22 protein-coding genes, 1 pseudogene and 1 riboswitch are annotated in these 25,109 nt (G+C 64.3%); of the genes and pseudogenes, 7 read left to right on the top strand and 16 right to left on the bottom strand.

The window, feature by feature from the left end; genetic code table 11:
- The 3 genes and pseudogenes from pstC to C7453_RS19325 form a co-directional block, all read right to left on the bottom strand.
- A pseudogene (gene pstC / locus C7453_RS06295) lies at positions 1-326 on the bottom strand (phosphate ABC transporter permease PstC); the annotation flags it as partial.
- A 221-nt stretch (positions 327-547) separates the two neighbouring features.
- Positions 548-3,118: an EAL domain-containing protein gene (locus C7453_RS06290; RefSeq protein ID WP_114726635.1), complete on the bottom strand. Its 2,571-nt coding sequence runs from the start codon at positions 3,116-3,118 to the stop codon at positions 548-550.
- A 486-nt stretch (positions 3,119-3,604) separates the two neighbouring features.
- On the bottom strand, positions 3,605-3,907 hold the full coding sequence (locus C7453_RS19325) for a hypothetical protein (RefSeq protein WP_245948841.1): 303 nt from the start codon (positions 3,905-3,907) through the stop codon (positions 3,605-3,607).
- Positions 3,908-3,989: 82 nt separating this feature from the next.
- Between C7453_RS19325 and C7453_RS19605 the strand changes: the two genes are divergently transcribed.
- Both C7453_RS19605 and C7453_RS06280 read left to right on the top strand, forming a co-directional pair.
- A complete protein-coding gene (locus tag C7453_RS19605; protein WP_255318183.1) occupies positions 3,990-4,124 on the top strand; it encodes a hypothetical protein in 135 nt (44 codons plus the stop codon).
- Between the two features lie 155 nt (positions 4,125-4,279).
- A complete protein-coding gene (locus C7453_RS06280) occupies positions 4,280-4,528 on the top strand; it encodes a hypothetical protein (RefSeq protein WP_114726634.1) in 249 nt (82 codons plus the stop codon).
- A gap of 77 nt (positions 4,529-4,605) precedes the next feature.
- Here C7453_RS06280 and C7453_RS06275 read toward each other — a convergent pair whose 3' ends face one another.
- Positions 4,606-4,884 (bottom strand): hypothetical protein, encoded by a 279-nt coding sequence (locus tag C7453_RS06275; protein ID WP_114726633.1) that lies wholly within the window; start codon positions 4,882-4,884, stop codon positions 4,606-4,608.
- A 222-nt stretch (positions 4,885-5,106) separates the two neighbouring features.
- Here C7453_RS06275 and C7453_RS06270 point away from each other — a divergent pair, with 222 nt between their 5' ends.
- Positions 5,107-5,865, top strand: a complete 759-nt coding sequence (locus C7453_RS06270) for an AIM24 family protein (RefSeq protein WP_114726632.1) — start codon at positions 5,107-5,109, stop codon at positions 5,863-5,865.
- Between the two features lie 118 nt (positions 5,866-5,983).
- Here C7453_RS06270 and C7453_RS06265 read toward each other — a convergent pair whose 3' ends face one another.
- The 7 genes from C7453_RS06265 to C7453_RS06235 all read right to left on the bottom strand — a co-directional run bounded on the left by C7453_RS06265 (position 5,984) and on the right by C7453_RS06235 (position 15,059).
- Positions 5,984-7,021, bottom strand: a complete 1,038-nt coding sequence (locus C7453_RS06265; RefSeq protein ID WP_114726707.1) for a glycosyltransferase family 4 protein — start codon at positions 7,019-7,021, stop codon at positions 5,984-5,986.
- 72 nt (positions 7,022-7,093) lie between these two features.
- The gene (locus tag C7453_RS06260) at positions 7,094-7,918 is read right to left on the bottom strand and encodes a UDP-2,3-diacylglucosamine diphosphatase (protein WP_114726631.1); all 825 of its coding nucleotides are present in this window, start codon (positions 7,916-7,918) and stop codon (positions 7,094-7,096) included.
- Positions 7,919-8,124: 206 nt separating this feature from the next.
- Complete coding sequence (locus tag C7453_RS06255) at positions 8,125-8,892, bottom strand: ABC transporter ATP-binding protein (protein WP_114726630.1); 768 nt, start codon at positions 8,890-8,892, stop codon at positions 8,125-8,127.
- Entirely contained in the window at positions 8,889-9,893 is a 1,005-nt protein-coding gene (locus tag C7453_RS06250; RefSeq protein WP_114726629.1) for a FecCD family ABC transporter permease, read from the bottom strand. Before C7453_RS06250 ends, C7453_RS06255 begins: the two co-directional genes overlap by 4 nt.
- Positions 9,890-10,639: an ABC transporter substrate-binding protein gene (locus C7453_RS06245; RefSeq protein WP_245948839.1), complete on the bottom strand. Its 750-nt coding sequence runs from the start codon at positions 10,637-10,639 to the stop codon at positions 9,890-9,892. Before C7453_RS06245 ends, C7453_RS06250 begins: the two co-directional genes overlap by 4 nt.
- A gap of 99 nt (positions 10,640-10,738) precedes the next feature.
- Positions 10,739-12,850, bottom strand: a complete 2,112-nt coding sequence (locus tag C7453_RS06240; RefSeq protein WP_114726706.1) for a TonB-dependent receptor plug domain-containing protein — start codon at positions 12,848-12,850, stop codon at positions 10,739-10,741.
- Positions 12,851-12,969: 119 nt separating this feature from the next.
- Positions 12,970-13,188: riboswitch (cobalamin riboswitch) on the bottom strand.
- A gap of 506 nt (positions 13,189-13,694) precedes the next feature.
- A complete protein-coding gene (locus tag C7453_RS06235) occupies positions 13,695-15,059 on the bottom strand; it encodes an Nramp family divalent metal transporter (protein WP_114726627.1) in 1,365 nt (454 codons plus the stop codon).
- Between the two features lie 261 nt (positions 15,060-15,320).
- On the opposite strand from C7453_RS06235, the gene C7453_RS06230 reads away from it, so the two are divergent.
- The 4 genes from C7453_RS06230 to C7453_RS06215 all read left to right on the top strand — a co-directional run bounded on the left by C7453_RS06230 (position 15,321) and on the right by C7453_RS06215 (position 18,436).
- A complete protein-coding gene (locus tag C7453_RS06230; protein ID WP_114726626.1) occupies positions 15,321-15,773 on the top strand; it encodes a hypothetical protein in 453 nt (150 codons plus the stop codon).
- A 321-nt stretch (positions 15,774-16,094) separates the two neighbouring features.
- On the top strand, positions 16,095-16,334 hold the full coding sequence (locus C7453_RS06225; protein ID WP_114726625.1) for a FeoA family protein: 240 nt from the start codon (positions 16,095-16,097) through the stop codon (positions 16,332-16,334).
- Between the two features lie 15 nt (positions 16,335-16,349).
- Entirely contained in the window at positions 16,350-18,194 is a 1,845-nt protein-coding gene (gene feoB / locus C7453_RS06220; protein ID WP_114726624.1) for a ferrous iron transport protein B, read from the top strand.
- A complete protein-coding gene (locus C7453_RS06215) occupies positions 18,191-18,436 on the top strand; it encodes a DUF6587 family protein (protein ID WP_114726623.1) in 246 nt (81 codons plus the stop codon). The genes feoB and C7453_RS06215 overlap by 4 nt, the downstream gene beginning before the upstream one ends.
- A gap of 54 nt (positions 18,437-18,490) precedes the next feature.
- Here the strand turns inward: C7453_RS06215 and C7453_RS06210 are convergent, their stop codons facing one another.
- From C7453_RS06210 to C7453_RS06190, 5 genes are all read right to left on the bottom strand, one after another.
- Positions 18,491-20,833, bottom strand: a complete 2,343-nt coding sequence (locus tag C7453_RS06210) for a TonB-dependent receptor family protein (RefSeq protein ID WP_114726622.1) — start codon at positions 20,831-20,833, stop codon at positions 18,491-18,493.
- Positions 20,834-20,936: 103 nt separating this feature from the next.
- Positions 20,937-21,740, bottom strand: coding sequence for an ABC transporter ATP-binding protein (locus tag C7453_RS06205; RefSeq protein ID WP_114726621.1), 804 nt, complete (start codon positions 21,738-21,740; stop codon positions 20,937-20,939).
- Positions 21,734-22,732: an ABC transporter permease gene (locus C7453_RS06200; protein WP_114726620.1), complete on the bottom strand. Its 999-nt coding sequence runs from the start codon at positions 22,730-22,732 to the stop codon at positions 21,734-21,736. The genes C7453_RS06205 and C7453_RS06200 overlap by 7 nt, the downstream gene beginning before the upstream one ends.
- Positions 22,725-23,825 carry an ABC transporter substrate-binding protein gene (locus tag C7453_RS06195; protein ID WP_114726619.1) on the bottom strand — a complete coding sequence of 367 codons (1,101 nt, stop codon included), beginning with the start codon at positions 23,823-23,825 and terminating at the stop codon, positions 22,725-22,727. The genes C7453_RS06200 and C7453_RS06195 overlap by 8 nt, the downstream gene beginning before the upstream one ends.
- Before the next feature lie 8 nt (positions 23,826-23,833).
- The gene (locus tag C7453_RS06190) at positions 23,834-25,075 is read right to left on the bottom strand and encodes an SfnB family sulfur acquisition oxidoreductase (RefSeq protein ID WP_114726618.1); all 1,242 of its coding nucleotides are present in this window, start codon (positions 25,073-25,075) and stop codon (positions 23,834-23,836) included.
- Between the last annotated feature and the right edge of the window lie 34 nt (positions 25,076-25,109).

The following is a 25,109-nucleotide window of genomic DNA, read 5'->3' as shown; positions in this document are numbered from 1 at the left end:
GGCGCCATCTCCACCAGCCAGAACGCAATCCCGAACGCCAGCGGCACCGCAAACACCAGCGCCAGCAGCGTCGTCATCACCGAGCCGAACACCGGTGCCGCCGCACCGAAATGCTGCGTCACAGGATTCCACGCCGTGCTCCACACAAAACCGGGCCCAAACGCCGACCACGCCGACAGCCCGCCCCACGCCAATACCGCTATCAGACCGCCCAGCAGGGCAAGCATCAGCCATCCAGAGAGCCGCACGAGCCCCGCGAACAGCCGGTCACCGATCAACGTGTCTGTATTCCGTCCCGCCGGAACCATGTCCCGGGATCGCGGCATCTGCTGCATCCACTTATTCCCGATGCCGTCCTTAGTCATTCATCCAATACATTTCGCCCCTGCGGGCTTCAATCGGACAGGATCGGAAGGGCAATTAAGTTTTTATGACATCCCCCGCCGTTTCCATGGGTGCCTGTTTCAGACATGCCCGGGAAAGGGAGGACGCGATCGCCGCCAGCCGGTCGTTGGGGGTCTCGTCGACGTTTTGAAACGCGGCCCGCTTAGGCCGCGGGAAGCCGCGTCAGCCCGGTCGAACAGGATTGCTGCCATGTACGGACCCAGTCCGGCAGCAGTTGCGCTTCCAGCGGATGGGAGATCAGGAACCCCTGCACCACCGGGCATCCCAGTTCATCGAGAAGCGCCAGTTGTTCTTTCGTTTCGACCCCCTCGGCCACGATCGACATGCCCAGATTGCGCCCCATGCCGATCACGGCATTCACGATCTGGCGGCTTTCCTCCACCCGATCCATCCCGTCCACGAAGCTGCGGTCGATCTTCACCTCGTTCAGCGGCAGATTGACCAGATTGGCCAGCGTGGAGAATCCCGTGCCGAAATCATCCATCGACAGGCCGACCCCCAACGCCCGGATGGCGCGTGCCGCCTCGGTCGTGCTGTCCATATCGGCGATCATCGTGCTTTCGGTCATTTCCACCATCAGGCGGCCGGGCGGAATGCCGGTTTCCTGCAGGATGGCGGCGATCATCGCCGGCAGACCCGGATCGCGGAAATGCCGCGCGGACAGATTGACCGCCACCGACGGGATCGCGATTCCATCCGCCATCCATTGGGCCATCTGTCCGCAGGCCTGGCGCAGCGCCCATTCCCCCAGCGCCTCGATCAGGCCGGCTTCCTCGGCCAGCGGGATAAAGCGAACCGGCGAGATATTGCCGCGCACCGGGTCATGCCAGCGGGCCAGCGCTTCCACCCCGTGGATGGCGCCCGTATGGGGTGAAACCTGGGGCTGGTAGACCAGCCGCAACCGCTCGGAGGACAGGGCGGTGCCCAGCACGCTGCTGAGAATGACGCGATCATGCGCCCGCTGGTTCATCGCCGGGCTGAAGAAGCGGTAACAATTGCCGCCGGCATCCCGCGCGCGCGAAACGGCGATCCGGGTATTGCGCAGCAACGTGTCGACGGTGCCGCCCTTTTCGCTGCCGGCGCAGATGCCGATGCTCACCCCCGAAGTCACAGGCAGGCCATTGATCACCAGAGGCTCCGCCATGGCCCGCAGAATCGCACCTGCCATCACCGACGCATGATCGACCGCCAGAAACCCGTCCTTGTCCACGCAGCATCCCGGCCCCATCGGGGTACGGCCACAGCCGGTGACGATCGAAAATTCGTCCTCGCCAGTACGGATGAGTGTATCGTTGCGCCCCACCGCGCGCTTCAGCCGACCCGCGACCCGCTCCAGCAATTCGTCGGCACCGCCTCCCCCCAGCCCGTCGCGCAGCGTCCGGAACTGATCGAGATCGATCGCAATCAGGGTCAGGCCACACCAGCCCGGGCCGCCCTGCAGGGACGCCAGATGGTCGCGCAGCCACGTCCGGTTGGGCAGGCCGGTCACGGCATCGTAATGCGCCAGTTGCGCGATTCGTGCCCGGGCGCGCTCCTGCTCGATCGCCAGCGTGCAGAAATGGATGCAGGCGTCCACAACCCGGCGCTGCCAGAGCGTGGGCTCCCGCCGGTCGCGGAAATACAGGGCAAGGCTGCCGGCCACCGTGCCGTCGCGCAGGCGCACGGGCACCGACCAGCAGGCGATCACCCCCAGCGGGCGTACCCCATCGCGCAATTCGGGAGTCCAGCGCGGATCGGTTTCGATATCGGGCGTCAGAACCTCGTGACCCGAATAGATCGCCGCCCCGCATGTCCCCACCATCGGACCGACGGACATTCCGTCGCAGGCCGAGACGAACCTTTCCGGCATCGCGCCCCGCCCCGCCATCCAGGCCGTTCCCTGCTCGGTCACCAGCAGGATCGACACCATGACGTCCGGCGAAATCGCCTCCACGCGCCTGCAGATCAGCGACATGACATCCGTGAAGTCCGTCGCACCGCTGAGAGCGGTCGTCACGTCCTGGCGGAGACCCTGCAGTTCCATCGCCTGGGTCTCGTCAGCCAGCAGGACGATGACATCGCCATCGGCCGCGCCGTCGTCCCGCACCGGGCTCACCGCCGTGCTGAGCCAGATTTCCCGCCCGGCACGCGACCGGGCCCGCAGATCGATTTCGAAGGGCCTGCGGGCGCGCAGATTGTACCGGAACTCGCGCAGGACCGGCATGTCCGCCTCTTCCGCCGACAGGGCGACCGAGACATCGCGCAGCAGGACGTCTTCCGGACGATAGCCGAGCAGATGCGTAAAAGCCGGATTGACATAGGTGATCCGGTCCAGCGCATCGAGGACCATCACCCCCCGGTCGGTCCGGTTGACAACGGTGGAATAGAGCAGCCCGGCCTCACGCTGTCCGACCGCCTCGGTTACGTCGCGCAGCGTGACGATCCATGCGGCTTCCCCGGACGCAACGACCGCTTCCAGCCAGCGCACCGAACGGCCGGGCAGGGAAAGAGAGAATTCATGTGGTGTGGGACCGGATGCCAGATCCAGCGTCGGCAGTACCTCGCCCACCGGTCGCCCGCCCCAGGAAGCGGCCTGTGCGCCGCACATCGCGATGGCTGCATCGTTAGCGAAAGCGACCATACCAGCGACATCGACCATGATCACGCCGTCGGCCAAGGCGTTCAGAACCGACGAAAGAGATGACGGCCCATTCTGCAACGCTGGCTCCTCCATGAATCACTCTCCACCCTGCGATCACCTCAGCGCAGGACATTCCGGACTGCATGGAGACGATAGCGACGGCCAGCCTACCCGACCCGATACCCAGGTGCTTCTTATTCCATATAGGCGGCCGCATGCAATCTTCGGCAGACCATACTCGCACACTTTCCACACATGGCAGCCATACATCAAGTAAAAACACACCATGACATAACTCAATACACCCTCCGTCACTTGGGTATATAGGCCGTTGAGCCGGCAAGAAAAGTTTCAGGCGGTGTTTGTCTTGTCCTGTTGTAACAGATGGCAGCCTCAAGAGGCGCGCAGCCCCCGCACCCCGATCGTCAGGCCGGGAAGCGGCAAACCGGCATGTATCGCGGCACCAAACGATAAAACTAGAGCGCTGATTGACCGGGGAGCGGTTCCCCGGCCTGAAACGCGGAATATAATGAAATCAACAGGGATATTCGCCACACTATCCGCCAGATGGCGATACCATCAGCCCGGAGTGGCGGACTGAGCCGGACATTTGGCATATCGCCCTTTTTCATCGCGGCATTTCACAGGTTTCGGCTTGGGGCAGGCGGTAAACTTGCCCTTGGCGTCCCGACACGGCGCGGCGGCGGAAGCCGGCGCCGAAGCGCCGATCAGCGCCACGACGGCCAGGCTGGAAAGAAGCAGGCGCAAACGCATGTGCAATATCCTGATCGAAGGGAAGAAAGGCGCCAGCATGCCCGCATTGCCCGGCACCGGACAAGAAAATCCGCACCGATGGATCGTGCGGATGTGATCGGCCGACATGCCTTGTTCCGGCGGCGGGAGATCCCAGATCCAGCAGCGGGCACACCTGGTAAAAACGACCCTCGGCCACAAGGAGGCAGCCATGGCCCATATGATGACACGCGGCATTTCCGCGACCCCACCGCGCTCGGTCGGTTACTGGAGCGTCATGGTCGGCGGCATCGTCGCCCTTTTGCTGTTCTATGCGTGCATCCTGCTGTTCGGACAGGCCTGGTAGCGTGGATGCCGACGGAGACCGGGACAGGCCGGAGGTGACGGGTATGGAGCCCTGGTGGCGGTCCCGGTAGCCATCAGGGGGAATAATTCTCGTGTTTGTGTCTGAACTTTGCTGATATTTCCGTGTTGATTGCGGACATTCAGGACAGGAGGACCATGGCGATGACACACGCGGCCGGCATTATCGGGCATATTCTGGTCCATGACTGGATCGGAGCCCGGCAACCTGCCTGTGCCGGCGGCCGTCATAACGCGCCTCCGGCACAGCCGACCGGAAGGGGCCTTTGCGTGGAGCGGCCATTCCGGGCTGCCTACCGGGGCCTGCCGTGGCCTGCCTATGTCGCCTCGGTGCGCCAGATGTCGGCCGGCCTGTCGCGTTGCGCCGCCTTCCGCCGTCTGCGCTGATCGCGTCGTCCCGGCTCAGGTCAGGCGGCTGCGGCACCGGAGCCTTCAGCCCACCCGTCAGACAAAATGCGAATGCTTCAATGTATCGGCACGCCCGCTGTCACCAGCAGGGCGTGCAGCAGAATCAGCATCAGCACCACGCCGATCAGAACAGCGAAGACACCTCCGAACAGCCGGAAGGCGCCGATCGCCAAGGTCACCAGCAGGACGATCAGAAGCGCCGTCTGAAACTCGCCCCTTATGCCGCCGCTGGCCAGAATCTCTCGCGCCAGATTCTCGATCGCGGCAACGGCCGTCAGGATCAGGCTGAACAGCCCCACCAGCAGGCCAGTGACGATGGCAATGGCGCGTTCCATGACGACTTTCCTTCCTACGGCGCCGGGCTGATCCTCGGCCTCCGGCCCCGTTAAGACGTTTTCAGCCGCCGGTCCATCCGGCCGGATGGCGCCTTGGCATAAACGCCCTGCCCGGCTGCCCGTTCAATGCACGAAATTATTCAGCATCCGGCAAGCCCTGCAATAGGATACCCCTCTCCCGTCGCCGGCAAGACCGGCATCCCAAGGCAGAAGGCTGGCCCCATGCGCACGACCATCGACGGTTCGATCTTTCCCGTTCTGCGCGTCATGCTGGAGGCCGGCGAACGGCTGGTCGCCGAAACGGGTGAACTGGCCTGGAAGACACCGAACGTCACGCTGTCCACCACCACGACGGGGGCCGGCATGGGCGGGCTGTTCGGTGCCGTGCGCCGTTCGCTGGCCGGCGGGGGCCTTTTCATGACCGAATTCACTGCCGAACAGACGTCCGGCCTGGTCGCGTTCGCCACGCGCCTGCCGGGCCATATCCTGGAACATCAGCTCGGCGGCGGCCGGGCAATGCTGGTGCATCGCCATGGTTTCCTGTGCGCGACGCCCGGCGTCACGCTGGACCTTGCCATGCAGCGCTCCCTCGGTGCGGGCATTTTCGGCGGCGACGGATTCCGGCTGCAACGTGTCGCCGGCCACGGCACGTTCTGGAGCATGCTGGGCGGCGAAATCATCCCCCATGATCTGGCACCAGGCGAGGTCGTCGACGTCCACCCCGGCCTGGTGGGCATGTTCGAGGATACGGTCTCGTTCGACGTCACGATGCTGCCGGGCATCCGCAACAAGCTGTTCGGCGATAACGGCTTCTTCATGGCCCGCCTCACCGGCCCCGGCCGCGTGTGGTTGCAGACGCTGACGATGCCGGGCCTGGCCCATGCGCTGTCGCCCTATATGGGCGGCGAGAAGGCGACGGCGGCGGCCGAAGGCTCTCTGGTCGGCGCGGCCCTGTCGGGCCTGCTGCGCCAGGTGCGCTAAAGCATTTCCACCGAAAACCGGCTCGATGAAAATGCTCTAGTTTATTGTTTTTACGAGCATCTTCACCTGTCTGAATGCACGCATTCAAACAGGATCTGCTCTACCCGCACAAATGCCGTCAGGCCGTGTGCGCGGTCCGGAGCGCGCGGATGACGGCGTCGAGAAACATACGCGCACAGGCCTCCCAACTGAAGCGGGCGGCGTGCGCCCGGCATGCCGCCCGGTCTCCGCGCAACGCGGCGAGGATATTGCGCCGCAGGTCCGGCCCGATCGCACCCACCGCCGATATTCCCGGCGGCAGGATATCGCGCGGCCCCGTCACATCGAAGGCCGCCACCGGTACGCCACAGGCCAGCGCCTCCAGAATCACCAGCCCGAACGTGTCGGTCACGCTGGGAAACACGAAGACGTCGCTGGCCGCATAGGCCGCCGCCAGATCCGGGCCGGTGAGATAGCCGGTGAACAGCACATCGGGGTAGCGCGCGGCCAGATCCACCCGGTCCGGCCCGTCCCCCACCACGATCCGCGTGCCCGGAAGATCCAGCGACAGAAATGCCTCCAGATTCTTCTCCACCGCCACACGCCCCACATAGAGCAGATATGGCCCCTGCACGTCATACATTGCCTGCCAGTCGATCACGGCAGCTTCGGGATGGAACCGGTCGGCATCGACCCCCCGGGTCCAGCATTCCAGATGCATGAATCCCCGGCCCCGCAACTCCTCCTGCAGGCTGGCGGTCGGAACCAGCGTCAACGCCGCCGCGCCGTGAAACCAGCGCAGGAAGCGATAGGGCAGCCCCATCGGGAATCCCGTTCGGGCACGGATATATTCCGGGAACCGCGTATGGAAGGACGACGTGAAGCACTGCCCGTTGCGCAGCGCCCAGCGACGCGCCGCCAGCCCCAGCGGCCCTTCGGTCACGATATGAAGCGCATCGGGGCGGAAATGTTCGATCAGCCGGTTCAGCCGGCTGCCGGGCAGGATGGACAGCCGGATCTCGGGATAGGTCGGGCACGGCATGGTACGGAACAGATGCGGTCCAATGATCCCGACCGTATGCCCCATCGCCTCCAGCGCGTCGCGCAGGCGCGAAACGGTGCGCACCACGCCATTGACCTGGGGATACCAGGCATCGCTGACCATCAGGATACGCAATGGCGGCGCCGCAAGGCCGGTCCGCGGCGTAACCTCGGACGGCGCGACGGCGGAAACCGCGTCCACCGTCACTCAGGCACCGGCAAACGACCGCGAGGCCAGCGGCGCGGCCACGGGGAACCGGTTGCACACATCGGTTACATCCAGCAGTTCCATGCTGCCGTCGTGATGCTCCACCAGCGCGCTGCAGCTTTCGACCCAGTCACCGTCGTTCATATACAACACGCCGCCCAGATCCTTGATCACGGCATGATGGATATGGCCGCAGATGACCCCGTCCATGCCTCGGCGCCGGGCCTCATCCGCGACGGCGGTCTCGAACCGGTCGATGGCCATGACCGCGCTCTTGACCCGCCGCTTCAGCCATTGCGACAGCGAACGATAGGGCAAGCCCAATCGGCGCCGCACGAGGTTGAACCAGCGGTTGACGATCAGCGCCAGCGTATAGGCCCGATCGCCCAGCATCGCCAGAAAAGGGGCATAGCGCACCACGCTGTCGAACTCGTCACCATGCAGCACCAGGAATTTCCGCCCGGTCGCGGTCACATGCTCGGCCTGGTTACGCAGGCGGATCCCGGCCACTTCCAGTTCATGCGGCAGCCAGCGCCGGAACATCTCGTCATGATTACCGGGAATGTAGATGATCTCGGTCCCGCTACGCGCCATGCGCAGGATCAGGTTCAGCACGTCGTCATGATGGCTGTTCCAGAACCATGACCGCTTCAGCTTCCAGCCGTCGATGATATCGCCCACCAGATACAGGCGCTGACAGGTCATGTTGCGCAGGAATTCCGCCAGCAGGTCGGCACGGCAATCGCGCGTTCCCAGATGGACGTCCGAAACAAAGACGGTCCGATAGCTGGTAGAAGTGAGTCGATCGTTCAGAATCACGTTCATCGCAAGCGGTACACCCTGATGAAGGACCCGCCTTCTCTAACCGTATCCGCCCGTTTCTTTCGTGTATCTTTCATGAAACTATCCGCCCCATCACCGGAGCGAGTGCAGACGGGGCGACAAACGACGCCACCGTTACGATATAAATTTCAGAAATTCGATGATTTAAATTATTTTTTTCGTTTTTTTTGAGATATGTCACACCTTCTTCAGGCCTGTTCGCCCGTCAGGCTCCAGGGCACGACCGCATCATCCACCCGTCGGACGGTCACGCCATAGACCGCACGCATGGCCGCATCGGTCAGAATCTCCGCCGGCCGCCCCTGCGCCACGATGCGCCCGTCGCACATCAGCACCAGCCTATGGCAGAACCGCCCCGCCAGCGTCAGGTCATGCAGCACCACCGCCACTCCCCTGCCCGCGTCCGCCAGGCGGCCGAACGATGCCATGACCGCCAGAGCATGGGCCGGGTCCAGCGCCGCCACAGGTTCATCGGCCAGCAGATAGGGCGCCTCTACCGCCAGCGCCCGCGCCAGCCGCAGGCGCGCCCGCTCCCCACCCGACAACTGATTGGCCGGCCGGTCACGCAGATCAAGCAGTCCCGTTTCCGCCAACGCAGCCTCCACCGCCGCATGATCGCGCACGTCATTCCGCGCTCCCCGATGCGGCAGACGCCCAAGCGCCACCAGATCCGCGACCCGCATCGGCGGCGGGGGCACGCCCTCCTGGGGCAGAAAAGACAGCCGCCGCGCCCTATCACCCGGCATCATCGCCGCCAGTGCGCGGCCCTCCAGCAGCACCTCTCCCGCATCGGCCTCTTGAAGGCCGGCCAGCACGCGCAGCAACGTGCTCTTGCCCGCGCCATTCGGGCCGATCACCCCCACAACCTCGCCAGCTGCCAGCGCGACATGCGCTCCATGCAAGACCTTCCGTCCTCCCAGCGAGAGCCTCACCCCCCGCGCAAACAGGCCGGTCATGGCATGATCCGGCGCATGGCGATCACCCGATGAAAGAAGACAGGCGCCCCGATCAGCGCCGTCAGCACACCAATCTGGATCTCGGTGGCCCCCGACAGCAACCGCACCGCCGCATCGGCAACCAGCAGCAGCAGCGCGCCCCCCAATGCCGAAGGCAGCAGCAGACGCGAAGGCTGGTGGCCCGTCAGCGGCCGCAGCAGATGCGGCACCACCAGCCCCACGAAGCCGATCGCCCCACTGACCGCAACGCACGATCCGACCGCGACGGCCGCCCCCACCACGATCCGTGTCTGGATGCCCAGTAGACCGCGCAGGCGAAACCCCATGCTCTCGGCGACCTCGTCGCCCAACGCCAGCGCATCCAGCGCCCGCGCGGCCGTCAGCATCAGCAGGCACCCCGCGACGGTCCCCGGCAGGCTGACCCACACATCGGTCATGGTCCGGTCGGTCAGCGACCCCATCACCCAGCGCATCACCTCGTAGGCCGCGTAGGGACTTGGCATCAGGTTCATCGCCATGGCCGTCAGCGCGGCTGCAAAACTGCTCATCGCCGCCCCTGCCAGCAGCAGCACCAGCGTCCCGCCCTGCCCCACGAGCCCCAGCAGCAGCAGCACCGCCAGCAGCGCCCCCACCAGCCCGCCCGCCGGTAGCAACAGGGCCGAAACACCGGCCAGCCCGGTATAGAACACCAGTACCGCCCCCAGCGCCGCACCTCCTGAAACACCCAGCAACCCAGGATCGGCCAGTGGATTGCGCAGATACCCCTGCATCACCGCTCCACACAGCCCCAGCGCCGCCCCGATCGAAACCCCGAGGACCGCCCGGGGCAGGCGCAACTGGCCAACGATGATCGCCCCCACGCTATGCCGTCCAGCCATCAGATCCCCCAAGGCAGACGGCAGCGAAATCGGGCTGTCCCCCCAGGCCAACGACAGCCCCAGCATCATCAGCACACCGACCGCCAGCGCAGCGATCAGCGGATAGTCGCGGCGGTCGATCATCGGGAACTCTCCAGTGCCGTGCGGGCCTCGATCAGCCGGTCCAGCGTGTCGAGCGTCTGCGGCAAGCCACAAAGCCACATCCGGTCAGGCAGCGACAGCCGATGCGGGGCCGGAAACGCATCACGCAGGGCCGGATGATCCAGCACCGCCTGCGCCATTGACGTGCCGACATCCGAACGCGCCACGACCAGCAGCTCGGGCGGCCGCACCAGCAGACTCTCCAGCGGCACGCCGAGCGCGTGCCGCCCATCCAGACCGTTCGCCGCATTGCGGAAACCAGCGCGCACCAGAATATCGTCAGCCAGCGAACCGGCACGGGTTACAAAACCATTGGCGGCATAAATCACCGCCGAGGGAGCGGCTCCCCCAACCGGCATAGGATGAGCCGCCAGACGTGCCCTGAAAGCCTCCGCAAGTGCCCGCCCCCGCATCGGCACGCCCGCCGCATTCGCCACAGCCACGATCTGCTCCGGAACATCCACCAGGCGTTCAACAGGGTCGAACAGTTCAACCGGCATTCCCGCCTGCCGCGCCGCCAACAAAGCGGTCACGCTGGCATAGCGCCCACCCACCACCAGATCCGGTCGTGCCGCCACAACGGCTTCAGCCGTAGGCCGAATGACCGGCACCGCCTCCGCCTCGTGACACATCACGGAATAGGCGCAATCCCGCGCCAGCGGCGACAGACCCACGATATCGCGGGCCGGCACCAGTTGCAGCAGCAACTGGTCCGTACACAGATTCAACGAAACAATCCGATGCCGGGGCTCGGCCCGCGCCCCCCCCCCGCCAGCACCACCGCCAGCAGCAAGATCGCGGAGCGCCAACCCCAGGCCCGCATCCTGTCAGTAGGAGAGCGTGAAACCGCCATACCCGCCGCGCCCCGGCTGCAAATATCCGATCGGCTCCTCATATTGCCTGTTCAGCAGATTATCCGCACGGGCATAGACCGAAACAAACCGGTTGATCTTGTAATTGGCCGCCACGTCGATGGTCACGTATCCATGCCCTTTGGCGCAGATGCTGCAGGTCTCGCTGCCGATTACCGGCAGGTCGCGCCAACCGCTGGTATAAAGAATGTTGCCCGAGAAAGTCAGGTCCCTGATAGGCGTCCACGTCGTATTGAAATTGAACTTATGCTGTGGACGTTGCTGCAATTCAGCATGCACCGTCTCGTCGCGCGCATGGGTCCAGGTATAGCTGAGGTTGAATTCCAGATCGCTACGGGCCTTCCAGTTCAGAAAGGCCTCCACGCCATACATGCGCGCCTTCGCCACATTCTCGTACGAATAATTGTAGTTATACGAGGAATCGATCGACAATGACGACTGGATCAGATTCCGCACCCGGTTATCATACCACGTCGCACCGAATTTCAGACGATCATGCAGCAGCTTCTGCTCCACCCCGGCATCATAGCCGATCAACTGCTCCGCCCGCAGGTTCGGATTGCCTTTTTCGGAATACCCCGCACCAACCTGATTGGCGAACAGCTGATACAGCGAAGGTCCATGGAAGCCGGACCCGGCACTAGCCTTGATGATGGTGCCAGTGCCCGGCACATGGATGGCAGGCGCCACCCGCCACGTCACATGGTTGCCATAGCGCGAATTGGCATCATAACGGATATTGGCCGCTCCATACAGGATCCGGTTCCAGTTCCCCTGATACTGCCCATATCCCGCCGTCGTATCCATGCCGGCCGAATTATCATACCCGCTGTCCCACATGCTGGACGCGGTATGGCTGGTATTGAAGCGATCGTGGAAATGTTCCGCGCCAATCAGAAACTGGCCATACTTTTTGAAATCGAAGGTCCCATGCCAGTCGATCTTCAAGCGTTCGGAACGATAATAGTTGGGGTCCGGATTGATCGGACTGCCATAGCTCGTCCCCGTCTCCGTCCACCGATTGCGGTTGGTCATGTATCCCAGCCCGATCACCTGATCGAACAACCCGTTGAACGAGACCAGATGCGCCGTGCCGCGCACGATCGCCTGGTTTTTGTTGTTCTGTTCCCGCACCCCGGAATCCCCATACAGATTCTCGCTTTGCAGATCATAGACCGAATAGGAATGATAATTCGACTGGATCAGGCGCGCCGTCAGCCCCAGGTCAAACGTCCGCGTCACGTCATATCCCAGCCGGATGTTGGCGCTCCGGTTGTCGTTGCGATTCCCCTCGTTCCGCTGCCGGCGGTCGGCGCCATAAGCCCGCTCGATATAGGAGGGAATGTTGCTGAACCCATCCATGCGGTAATGGGACAGCTCGATATTATAGTGAAACCGCGCCTTGCAGCCCCGCGTGCCCAGAACCTGGTTGAACGTACCATACGCGCCGCCCTCAAGCCGGACAAACGGCGTGAAACGCCCCTGCCCCTGGGCGGTGGTAATGTCGATGACGCCGGCCATGGCATCCGCACCATAGAGGCCGCTTTGCGGCCCGCGCAGGATCTCGATCCGCCCCATGCCATCGGTCACGAACTGTCCGGCATCGAACGCACCGCTGGTCGAACTGCCGTCATTGACGTCCATGCCGTCCATCCGGACCTTGACCTCGTTCGAATTGTTCCCGCGCATGAAAATCGAGGTCGTGCCACCCACGCCGCCTGTCTGTACGACATTCAGACCCGGCTGCCGATCCAGGATATCCGCCAGCCCGCGACGCTGCTGGGTCTGGATCTGCTGTTCGGTGATAATGGTCACGCTAGAGCCGATATCATCCACGCTGACCGGACGACGGGCGGCGCTGACTGTAATCGCCTCCCCCCGATCCTGCTGCGTCAGCGCGACATGGCTGCCGGCGGGTGCCACCGGGCGTGTCGTCGCGCGTGCGGGGTGGCCGGCAGGCCCCTTTCCCGACGCGAGCGCAACCGGCGTTTCCTGCGCCAGGGCAATAGAGAAGCCAACGGCCGTAAACAGCGTGGAGAAAAAAAGAATCGAGCGGAAATCGTGCATCGGGACCGTTCTCGTGACCATGCGCGGCTGCCACGAGACCACAGGCCACGATCCGTCATCCGATGCCGGGATAACGTCCCTGTCCCGCCCGCCAGATCACCCCGCCTGACGGTTCCCGGTTGCAACCAGTGCTGACGGCAGGTCTCCTGGCTCGCGGTTGTCGTTCCACATGGCCTTCCCGGGTCGGACGAAACCCCAGTGGCCCCGGGCCATGACGCCCGGCGATGCGTGAACATGCCGCCTACAGTTGCGGGGACAGCCACAGGCTTGGGCCTTCCGACCCACACTGTGTTCCCTTTTAATCCTCATCGAGAGGAACCATCGCGCCCTACATAGAATCTGCGCCCTGCCTGTCAAGAAAAACCCATGCGCAGCCGCAATAAAACCCACCCTTCACCCTCAACAGGCCGCGCCGTCCCGCGATCCGATGCCCGGAACCTAAGCACCTTTTCAGCCACACCGTTTCTTTTCGCTTGATCGCACGCCCCGATCCCGGTTGAGCACGGGCACAATCCTTTTCCCCGCCGGTCCGGCCGGCACCCGCTTTCTGCTGCTGGCCCGCAATCCACCCGTGGCGGTAAAGCCCGGCATCTGTTACGGGCGGCTGGACATGGCCCCGCGCCCCGGCTGCGAACGATATGCCAACGGGCTGGCGGTTCTCGCACGCGGCGCGGCTATCCACGTCATCCGCATTACCCCGGCCACCCGCTGCCAGATGGTCGCAAGCCGCCTCGCCACCGTGACCAGCCTGCCCCTGCGGATCGCCTCCCGATTGGCAGAATGCCCGACCTGCCCGCTTCCCCGCCACCACAAGGCAGCGCCTCGCTGTTTCCACTGCCGGCAATCAGCCTGCCAGCACATCCCACAGCAGCTTGCCATTCAACCCAAGAATAACCACCGCCACGACCCAGGAGAGCGCGGCAACCGGGCGAGAAATGACGAAAGATCCCATCATCCGCCGATCGGACACAAACCAGACCAGCGGGATGACGGCAAACGGCAATTGCAGCGACAGCACCACCTGACTGAATACCAGCAGCCGATCCACGCCCGAATCGCCATACAGGGCCGTCACTCCCACCACGGGCACGATCGCCAGCCCCCGCGTGACCAGCCGCCGCGCCCAGGGCGGCAAGCGCAGGTCGAGGAAGCCCTCCATCACGGTCTGCCCGGCCAGGGTTCCGGTCACGGTCGAATTCATCCCCGCCGCCAGCAGCGCCACGGCGAACAGCGTGGCGGCCGCTCCCAGCCCCAGCAGAGGCGAAATCAACCGCCACGCCTGCCCAATGTCGGCCACGTCGCGATGCCCGCTATCATGGAAGGCAACGGCAGCGACGATCAGGATCGCGGCGTTGACGAAAAACGCCATCATCAGCGCCAGCGTGCTGTCCCAGGTCGCCCAGCGAATGGCATCGCGCCGCCCGGCCTCGGAACGGTCATAAGCCCGCGTCTGCACGATGGAGGAATGCAGGTAGAGATTATGCGGCATCACCGTCGCCCCGATAATCCCGATGGCGACATACAGCATCCCCGGGTCGGTCAGGATCTCCGGCCGGGGCACCAGCCCCCCCAGCACTGCCGCCACAGGAGGTGCCGCCGCCACGATCTGGATCGCGAAACAGAGCGCGATCACGCTCAACAGCCCGATCACGAAGGCTTCCAGAGCGCGGAACCCTCGGTTCATCAGCATCAGCACCACGCCCGCATCCAGCGCGGTGATCACCGTCCCCGGCAGGAGCGGAATCCCAAACAGCAATTGCAGCGCGATGGCGGTGCCGATGACCTCAGCCAGATCGCAGGCGATGATGGCGGCCTCGCAAGCCACCCACAACATCATCACCACCCAAGGCGCGAACCGGTCACGGCAGGCCTGCGCCAGATCGCGGCCAGTCGCGATACCCAACCGCGCCGACAGCGCCTGCAACAGAATCGCCATCAGGTTCGAGAGCATGACGACTGAAAGCAGCGTGTAGCCAAACGCCGAACCACCGGCGAGGTCGGTCGCCCAATTGCCAGGGTCCATATACCCGACCGAGATCATATAACCCGGCCCCAGAAACGCCAGCAGCCGCCGCCAACCAACAGCCCCCGCCGGAATCCGTATCGAACCGCTGATATCGGCCAGGCTGGAGGTCGACACCCCGCTCGTCCTGCCGCCGCCCGCTTGCAGGCCGGCGGACGCATTCACGCCAGGAGAACGATCAGACATCGATTGAAACGCCCTCCACCGGGAACGGGATTACGAACTGCCTGACACCAGCGTAGGATCGGACAACAGAAATATGCAATATGCTATATGATGTGGCCAAGGCAATGCGGCCAGACCCGAATCCCACCCATTCCGCCAGATTCTTCGCTTTCGTGCCGTCGCACGAATCCGATCACGCATCAGGCACATTGTAAAATCCGTGAGATCAGGGTTGAGTGACGGGCCGCCCGCCGGCACGCACCCTGTCGAGGAGGATGCAGCGTGAAGAAAATCCTGTCCGCCGGACTGACTCTCTACGCCCTGGGCCTGTCTCCGGCGGTCTGCGCAACACCCGACCCGTCGGCCATGACGACCGGGCAGGTCACGTTCGTGATGAAGGAGATCGGAGTCGGTGCCGGCTACACCTGGGGCACCGGGCAACTGGTCTATGGCGGCCGATCCTACGACTTCACAATGTCCGGCGGGGGGCTGGGCAGCGTCGGCTATTCGCACATCGCAGGCCACGGTACGGTGCATAACCTCGCCCGCCTGCAGGATTTCGACGGCACCTACTGGGCGGTGCAGGCCGAAGCGACAATGGGCAGGGGCGTAGGCAGCAAGCTGCTGGAAAACAATCACCGCGTGGATATCAACCTGACGGCCGCCACCGCCAGCGGCGCCCGCCTGTCGGCCGAAGCCATGCGGATCACGTTCCACCTGCGCCCCTCGCACTGAGAGCATGGCCGGGACTGCGCGCCGGTGGCGATCCGGCGCAGGTTCCCTGCGCTTCAGTATCCACGGTCCTCAGGGACGCTCCGCTTCGATACCCGGGAACGCACGCCGGCCCTGAAGGGCGGCTTTCGCTCGTCCGCCCCACATGTCCGCCCACGCTTTCCGCAACACCAGGCTGTTGCGGAAAGCCTGCGTGCGGCTTCCGTAACGCGCGCCTCCTCTGCGGACCCGAGCGGGTGGGATGCGCCCGGCACAATGGACATCGGCACACTTAAATATTAAGTATTATTCTCAACTGAACCTGAAGTGCCGAACGGATCCGGGATGCGACTCAACGAACTGAAACTGGGGGGCAGCGCCATCATCGACCATGTGGAAGACCACACGGCCGGCGATCCTGTGGCCGAGCGGCTGCGTGCCCTGGGTTTCGTGCCGGGCGAACCGATCCGCATCGTGGCTGTGGGCCCGATCGGCGCCGACCCGATCGCGGTCGGCATCGGCTTTACCCGTTTTGCCCTGCGTCGCGCGGAAGCGGCGCGCGTGCTGCTCCGCGACGCGGCCTGATCCGCGGGCCGTCGCATGAGCGTCCTCAACGCCGCCCTGGTCGGCAACCCGAACTGCGGCAAGACGGCGCTGTTCAATCTCCTGACCGGCAGCCGCCAGAAGGTGGCGAACTATGCCGGGGTTACGGTCGAGCGCAAGGTCGGGCGGCTGACCACTCCCAAGGGGCTGGCGGTGCGCCTGCTCGACCTGCCGGGCGCCTACAGCCTGGTCGCCACCAGCCCCGACGAGGCCGTGACGCGCGATGTCTGCGCCGGCACCTATCGCGGCGAGCCTGCGCCCGAACTGCTGGTCTGCGTGGTGGATGCCACCAATCTGCGCCTGCATCTGCGTTTCGCGCTCGAGGTCCGGCAGATGGGCAGGCCGATGATCCTCGTGCTGAACATGATCGACGCGGCGAAGCGGCAGGGCATCGCAATCGACGTGCCGCGCCTGGAGGCCGAATTCGGCGCCCCGGTGGTCACGGCCGTCGGCATCCGCCGCGATGGCGGGCAGGAGGTCCTGCGTGCGCTCGACCTGCCGCCCCCGCCCCCACCGCCCGCCATGCCGTCGGGCAGCGATTTCCATGCCGAGGCCCGGCGCATTCTCGCCGACTGCGTCACGCGCCCGTCGCGACTGGGCATGGCGCTGGAGGAGCGGCTGGACCGCTGGTTCCTCCACCCCGTCTGGGGCATGGTGATCCTGTTCGCCCTGATGTTCGTCATGTTCCAGGCGGTCTTCTCATGGGCCCAGCCGGTGATGGACCTGCTGGATGCCGGCACGGCCGCATTGGGCCAGGCGGTCGGCACTCTGCTGCCGGATGGCGCGCTGCGCAGCCTGATCGTCGATGGCGTCATCGCCGGCGCGGGCAGCGTGGTGGTGTTCCTGCCGCAGATCCTGATCCTGTTCCTGTGGATTCTGGCGCTGGAGGAATCAGGCTACCTGCCCCGTGCCGCCTTCCTGCTGGACCGGATCATGGCCACGGCGGGGTTGAGCGGCCGGTCGTTCATCCCGCTGCTGTCCAGCTTCGCATGCGCGGTTCCCGGCATCATGGCCACCCGCACGATCCAGAATCCACGCGACCGGATGATCACGATTCTGATCGCCCCGCTGATGACGTGTTCGGCCCGGCTGCCGGTCTACACGCTGCTGATCGCGGCCTTCGTGCCCGAACGACGGGTCGGCGGCCTGTTCAACCTGCACGGGCTGGTGCTGTTCGCCCTCTATATGGCCGGCATCCTCAGCGCGCTGGTGGTGGCGCGGGTGCTGAAGAACCGCGACCGGCAGGAGGAACATCCCCTGCTGCTGGAACTGCCGGCCTACCGCCTGCCCAACCCGCGGGATCTCGCCCTGGGCCTGAAGCAGCGGGCGGTGATCTTCCTGTCGCGCGTCGGCACGATCATCGTCACGGTCAGCGTACTGCTCTGGGCGCTTGCCAGCTTCCCCGCCCCACCGGCCGGTGCCGCCGGCCCCGCGATCGAATGGAGCCTGGCCGGCCGCATCGGGCACTGGATGCTCTATGTCATGGCCCCGATCGGCTTCAACTGGCAGATCTGCGTCAGCCTGATCCCCGGCCTGGCGGCACGTGAGGTCGCGGTCAGCGCCCTGGCCACCGTCTATTCCCTGGGCGCCACGGACAGCGACGCCGCAAACCAGCTCCAGCCCCTGCTGTCGGCGCATTGGAGCCTGGGCACGGCGCTGTCGCTGCTCACATGGTACATCTTCGCGCCACAATGTTTTTCGACCCTGGCGGTGATCCGGCGTGAAACCGGGTCATGGCGTATGGTAGGAATAACGGCAGGCTATCTGTTCGCCATGGCCTACGGCGCCGCGTTCATCGTCTGGCGCATTTCGCTTCTTCTGGGTTGGGGGGGCAGTCCATGATCGAGACCATTGTGGAAACCATCGTGATCGTCGCCATCGTCACCGCCTCGGCGCTCTATTGGGTGCGCCGGCTGGTGCCGGCCAGCCAGGGCATGTTCTGGCGTACCAGCGCCGACATGCTGCGCGTGATCCATGCTCCGCGTCCCCTCCGTGACCGCGCCACGCAACGCGCCCGGCAGACCGAAAAGCGCCCCACCGGCTGCGGCGCCTGCACCAAGTGCGGCGGTGGCGGCTGCCACTGAGCCGCCGCCTCATTCCCCCTGCCCCGTGTTCCGGGGCAGACTCCCAAACCAGCTTCAGTTAAAACCGACATCGACACCGGCAAAGATGCCGAAGCCGTCTCCAACCAGTTCGGCTGCCGCATCGCCGTTCGTCGATGTGTAGACGGGGACGACGCCCATCGCGTAGTGCTTGTTGGCCAGGTTATGGAACTGCAGATAAACGCGGCGGTCTTTCTTCGGCCAGAGATAGCCAAGTGTGTAGCTATAGATATGATAGGGCGCGGTTCTTGCCCCATTGTCGTAGGATGCGACTATTGACGATGCGGCTTCGACATCGAACGTCGTATAAAATCCGTTCTTGAAGTCCGCGTGCAGTTCGCCCTGGTAATAATGCTCCGGCACGCCGGGCAGGCGATTATGCCCGAAGACCGGGTCATGATTATAATGGAAATCCGACCAAGTATAGGACTGCATATAGGTAATGGCGTTGCCGTTCCACTTGAACAGCGTGCCATTTATTCCAGCTTCGACACCCTGGTGGGTCGTGCGCGAGGCATTGGTGAAGACAGCACTGTTATAAAGCTGCGAGACCGCCGTGACCGCTGAAAGAAGTTCATTATGCACGGCAGAATGGTAGTAGGAAACACTCCAGTGCTGGCCCTTGTAGGTCCCCTCCGAGCCGACCTCGAAGGTCGTCGCGGTCTGTGGTTCCAACTTCTGCCAGCCTTCGGTCTGCCCCTGCGCGAGGCCGGAGGTATACCGCGAGCCTGAAAGGAACTGCCAGTCCTGCGCCGACTGAACACTGCGGCTTACATTGCCGTAGATCCGGATATCCGGCGTGAACTGATATCGGAAGCCCCCGCGCGGCGCGAAATTCAGCGGCGCCGTGCTGAAATGGTTCTGAACCGGGTAGACCACCGACCCGGAACGTGGATCGTAGCTCAGCCCCCCTCCGGCCGTCAGCCAGAAATTCTTGAAAATTTCTGTGTTATTGCTGACATGGAACAGCGTACTGCTGCCGCCCAGCTTCTGCTTGGTCAGGAGCGTGCCCACCGGTACGCCGGGATAGGCGGCCTGGCGGCGAACCAAGTTCATGAAGTTGCTTCCCGGCAGATCGCCGGTCGCGTAAATGCCGGCAGTCGTCTCGGATTTATGACCCAGTATCGTGTCGTTGCGCGTGTAGTTTATGACGCCGCTAAGATAGAAGTTATTATAGATCGACGAGGTATTGCCCAACTGATGGTCCATCGGCGCATCAATATAGGTGGCACCGATCATGATGCGGGAGGCGTCGTCGATACGGACGGTCGTCCGGTTTCCGAAATACTTCGTTCCCGGCTCGATCGTGTAGGTTCCCCAGGTATTGTAGGGATATTGAGCCTGCTTCGGATTTTCCCTGACCTGGGCGCGCGTCAGATAGTAGGGATTGCCCTCGTAGGTCTGGCGATAGCGGAAGAAGAAGCGCGTATCGACCGAATCGTTGAAACGGTACCCATAGTTGGCATTAATACCGAATGATGTCGCTTTCGTCTGGTCCTGATAGCCGGCACGGTATGAATTCGTGACACTGATATAATAATCGGATTTACCGATAACCTTGCCGGAAGACAGCTGTTCCTTCACATAGCCGAAGCTGCCCGCTTCGACCCGCGCCTGATAGGTCTTGGCGTCATAGCCCGTGAAACTATGGAAATTGATCAGGCCGCCAAGCTGGAGCGAGCCTTTGTCGAGCCCGTTACCGCCACGCAGGACCTCCGTATACTGGATCCCCAGCGGCTCCATGAGTTCGTTGAACGAGCCGATGGGCGTGGTGGCCGGCAGGTCGTCGAACAGCACGATGACGCCGGCGCGCGTCGCGTTCGCTCCAACCTGGAGGCCGGACCCACGGATGGACAGGCGGAGATCGTCCGAGCCGGCCGGAGCCTGCGCATACACGCCGGGCTGATAGCTCAACAGATCGGCGGAGGTCGCGTTGCGCTGCTTCAGCACCATCTTCGAATCGATGATGTTGGTTCCGCCGGGAATCGAGAGCAGTTGCGCACCAGCCCGGCGGATCGGGGCCAGACGGGAAGCCGTCACGTCCACCTTCTCCGCGTCCGACGCGCTGGCGCCGCCCATATACATGTCGCCCATATCGTCATCAGCGGCGTTTGCTGCTTTTGCCGTATGCGCCGCAGCCCCGGCCTTGCCCGAAGATGCCTCGGCAGCAGGCTTCTGCGCTACGGACTTCGCCGGCGGCGCGTTCATCGCATGATGATGATGATTGTTCATCTGAACGCTCATCCCGCTCATATCCGCCGATTGCGCCCGCGCGACGTCGAGGCTTTCAAACGATACGGAGCCCAGCAGCAGCGTAGCCAGTGATTTCGTCACCACATTCTTCATGGTGCCGTAACGGGTCCTGTCCTGATAAGGCATAATCTGTCCTGTTCGTAACATATTCGTCTTGTTCACTCTTCTTTCCACCTTAGGGACAACCGACATCGGACCGGCGGCCGGACGCCGCGCAAAGGGACGCTGTTCACCGTGCGAACTCCTCGCCATGGCCAAGCGCGATCAGGATCTCGCGCCGACGCGCAATGAAGGCCGGATCATCGCGCAAGCGCGGGAACGGCAAACCGTTGTCGACATCGAGGATGATCCGGGCCGGACGTGGCGAGAACACCAGCACCCTGGTGGCCAGCAGCAATGCCTCTTCCACATCGTGCGTCACCAGAATGGTCGTGAAGGCATGACGCCGCGCCAGTGCCAGCAATTCCTCCTGCATCGTCATGCGGGTCAGCGAATCCAGCTTGCCGAAAGGCTCGTCGAGCAGCAGCACGCGCGGGTGATTGACCAGCACCCGTGCAAAGGCCGCGCGCTGTGCCATGCCGCCGGAAAGTTCATGCGGATAGGCCGCGGCAAAAGCAGCCAGCCCCACCATCCGCAAGGCCTGCCTTACGCGCTCCTGCCCGTCGCCGATTTTCCTGGCCTCAAGCCCGTAGGCGACATTGGCTTCCACCGTCCGCCATGGCAGCAGCAACGGGTCCTGGAACACCAGAAGCCGGCTGGGGTCCGGCCCGACGACGCGCACCTGATCCACCCCGATCCGCCCGGCCTGCGGCGCGCTCAACCCGGCGATCAGGCGCAGCAGGGTCGATTTTCCGCACCCGCTCGGCCCCAGCAATGCCACGGTTTCGCCGGCCGGCACGTCGAAGGTCACGTCGTCGAGAACCGGCAAAGCCTGCCCCGCATCGCCAAAAGCATGCGAGACCGCACGCACCTGGACCGACGCTCCGGCCAGCCCGCCTGCTGACGTTGCGCTTGCCACCGATGCCGTCACCATTCGACCGTCTCCCGGTTCCAGCGCAGCGCGCGGCGACGCACGGCGAACAAGGCCATCGTCACGCCTGAAAACAGGACCGACATCACAGCGAGCGCCGCATAGAGATTCGCATAGGCCGCCCATCCCTGCGCCCATTGCAGGTACCAGCCCAACCCCGCCTTCGCCCCCAGCATCTCGGCCACGATCAGGACGATGAACGAGGCCCCGAGCCCCATGAACAGGCCGACGAACACATGCGGCAGAGTCGCCGGGATCACGATGGTGCGGATCAGGAACCCCTCCGACGCGCCCAGTGTCCGCCCGACATCGTACAGCCGGGAATCGACCAGCGTCACACCCGAGGCCGTCAGCACAGCGACCGGAAATGCGGTCGCCAGCGCAATCAGGAAGATGCTCGCGGTAGAAATCGTCGGGAACACGAACAGGGCGACCGGCAACCACGCGATAGGCGGCAACGGCCCCAGCAGCCGAATGACCGGGTTCCCCCAATAGCGGGCCTCCGGCGACCATCCCATCGCGAGGCCCGCCAGAAACCCCGTCACCGCGCCCAGCAGGAAACCTGGAACCAGGATCAGCAACGAACTGAAAACACTCTGCGCCAGCCGCCCGGAATCGACCCGATAGACATCCAGCACCGCCTGCGGCGAGGGAAAAAACGGCAGTGGCAACCACCCCGTCTTGGCGGTGACGATCTCCCACACCGCGACCGCGCCACCCAGCACGGCAATACGCCGCCCGTGATAAGCCAGCGGCGCGAACCAGCCGGCCTGCCCGATCAGGACGGACAGAGCGGAGAGGATCGCAATCACGACCTCACATTCCACCAGCGGCTGCCCGGCAGGCGCACGCCCATGATCGGGCAGCAGCCCGGTCACGGCGGCCGCCACCGCCCATACCGCCGTGCTGGCGACACCCGGCCACCACGGACGAAAGACGGAATGCACGGCAACCGGCGCAACCGCGCCGACGGCCGATCCAGCCACGTCAGACATGCGCCGCGTCTCCTTTCGTTACATCATCGACAATGCCGCGCGCGAATGCCTCCGGATCGAGGTCCGCGCTCATGACACCGATGGTCTTGAGCTGCGCGGCATAAAACGCCACCTCGGCCGCCAGATCGTGCCCCAGAGGATGCATGTGATGCGTCTGCATCCGCAGCACGGCAGCGATATCCTCGACCGGTGCCTTGACCGCGCCATATTGCGCAAAGGCCCGAGCCACCTGCATCGGATCGGCCGCGCAGATTTCCGATGCCTGCACCATGGCATCGACCAGCCCCAGCACGGCCGAACGGTCCCGGCGCAGCAGCGTATTGCTCGCCGCCACCACGCAGCACACCCGCCCCTGCCAAGGCGCCGACAGGTTCGAAAGGATCTCGACCAGATCTCCACCCGAACGCCGCTGCGCCAGGTACATCAATGGATCGGAATCGGCGTAGGCCTGGATATCGTCCTTCATCAACGCCGCTTCCAGCAGCGGCGCCGGATAGACCCGCCATGCCACATCCCGCAGCGGATCGACGCCATTGCTCTTCAGCAGCAGCGCGAAAGTATTGTAGGCGAAGCCCGTCGCATCCGCGATGCCGATGGTCTTGCCGCGTACGCTGGCGATATCGTCCGTTACACCGGCGCGGCGCGAACCGACCATGCGCATGCACCCGCCATGCGTGCCCGCCACCAGCTTCAGGTCGAACCCCTGCTCCAGCGGCCTCATGAACTGCATGATCATGCCGGCGCCCAGATCGACCTTGCCGGTCGCCACCGCTTCCAGAAGCGAGGGCGTATCGTTCCAGTTCGTAAATTCGACCTTCAGCCCGCGATCGCGATACAGCCCGATCTGTTCGGCCAGGATCAGCGGTGCCACGCAGGGTGCATTCACCGGCAGCGACAGCCGTACGATACGCAGCCCATCGGGCGTACGCGGCAGTGGCCGCGCGCCCGAATGCCGGGCCGCCAGCAGAGTGCCACCGGCCAGACCGGCCAGCCCGCCCAGCACGACGGCCCGCCGCCCCCAGCGCACGCCGGGTTCAGGCGGCGGCGGCTCGTGGATATCGTCGAACGCAGGATCATGCGATGGATTGGACATGGCGCGCCTCAGCTCCAGGGATGCAGCGGCGGCCGGCGGCCATTGAGGTAATAATCGCCCACGATCGCGTATTTCCACCGCACCGGATCGTGCAGCGTGTGCACCCGCGCATTGCGCCAGAACCGGTCCAGCCCCAGCGCCCGATCGGTCGATGCCGTGCCTGCCAGTTCGAACAGGCGGTTCGTGCTCTCGATCGCGATTTCGGTTGTCAGGATCTTCGATTCCGCCACCGCGATCTGGGCGGCCGCCACGGAATCCGGACTGGGCGCCTCCACCGCCACGTCGATCGCCCGCCCCGCCACATCCAGCAGCGCCTTCGCCGCGCTCAACCGCACATGCAGCTCGCCAAGCGCATGGATCGTGTAGGGATCATCGCCCGCCCGCTCGGCAGCACTGTCGACCCAGGCGCGGGCCCGCGTGCGCACGAAATGCTCGGTCTCCGCAATGGCCGCCTCTGCCAGACCGGCATCAATCGCCGACTGGATGAACTGCGAAATCGCACTATCCGCCGTTGGCGTTTCCGGAAGGTACGCCTTCCATGCCGCGACGACCCGCCGCTCCGGCACGCGCACATTTTCGACCAGAACCTTGCCGCTGCCGGTGCCACGCTGGCCGAAGGCGGCCCAATCGTTGATCACGGTCAGCCCCGGCGCCGCACGATCGGCAATGGCAAGCCAGCTTCGCCCCTCGTCATCCAGTGCCACGATCTGCACCAGATCGGCCGCGAGCGCCCCGCTGGCATAATGTTTCACGCCATTGACGACGACATCCCGCCCATCGCGCACGAAACGGGTCTTCAGGTCTCGGACAGTGCGCGTTCCGGTCTCGGAAAACGCATTGCCGAAGCGTTTTCCTGCCAGAATTTCGGCGAACAGATCGGCCTTCTGCGCTTCGGTGCCGGTAGAACGGATAACCGCCACCGTGGCCAGATGGTTCTGCGTCAACTGCCCGATCGAGGAATCCGCAGCCGAGATCAGCCGAATGACGTGCCCGACCGTTCCATACGACACGTCGGCGCCGCCATAAGCGCGCGGCACGGTGATCCCCCACAGGCCGGAATCGGAATAGAGATCCAGTTCCGTGGCAGGAAACAGGTCCTGGCGATCGCGTTCCACCGCGCCATCCGCGATCCTGGCCGCGACATCCCGCGCCACCGCGATCGCTTCTTCATCGTCGCGGATCACGTGCGCCGCAGGCCGGGCGGCCGGCGCGGGAACCACGCGGCCGTCACCAACAACGAGAGTGCTCATGATGATTGTCCGTATTCTGGGGCGTCAGCCCGGA

The sequence above is a fragment of the Gluconacetobacter liquefaciens genome (assembly GCF_003350405.1).
Classification (GTDB): Bacteria; Pseudomonadota; Alphaproteobacteria; order Acetobacterales; family Acetobacteraceae; genus Gluconacetobacter; species Gluconacetobacter liquefaciens.
Note: the sequence above shows the minus strand (reverse complement) of the source record. Positions and strands in the feature narration are given on the sequence as shown.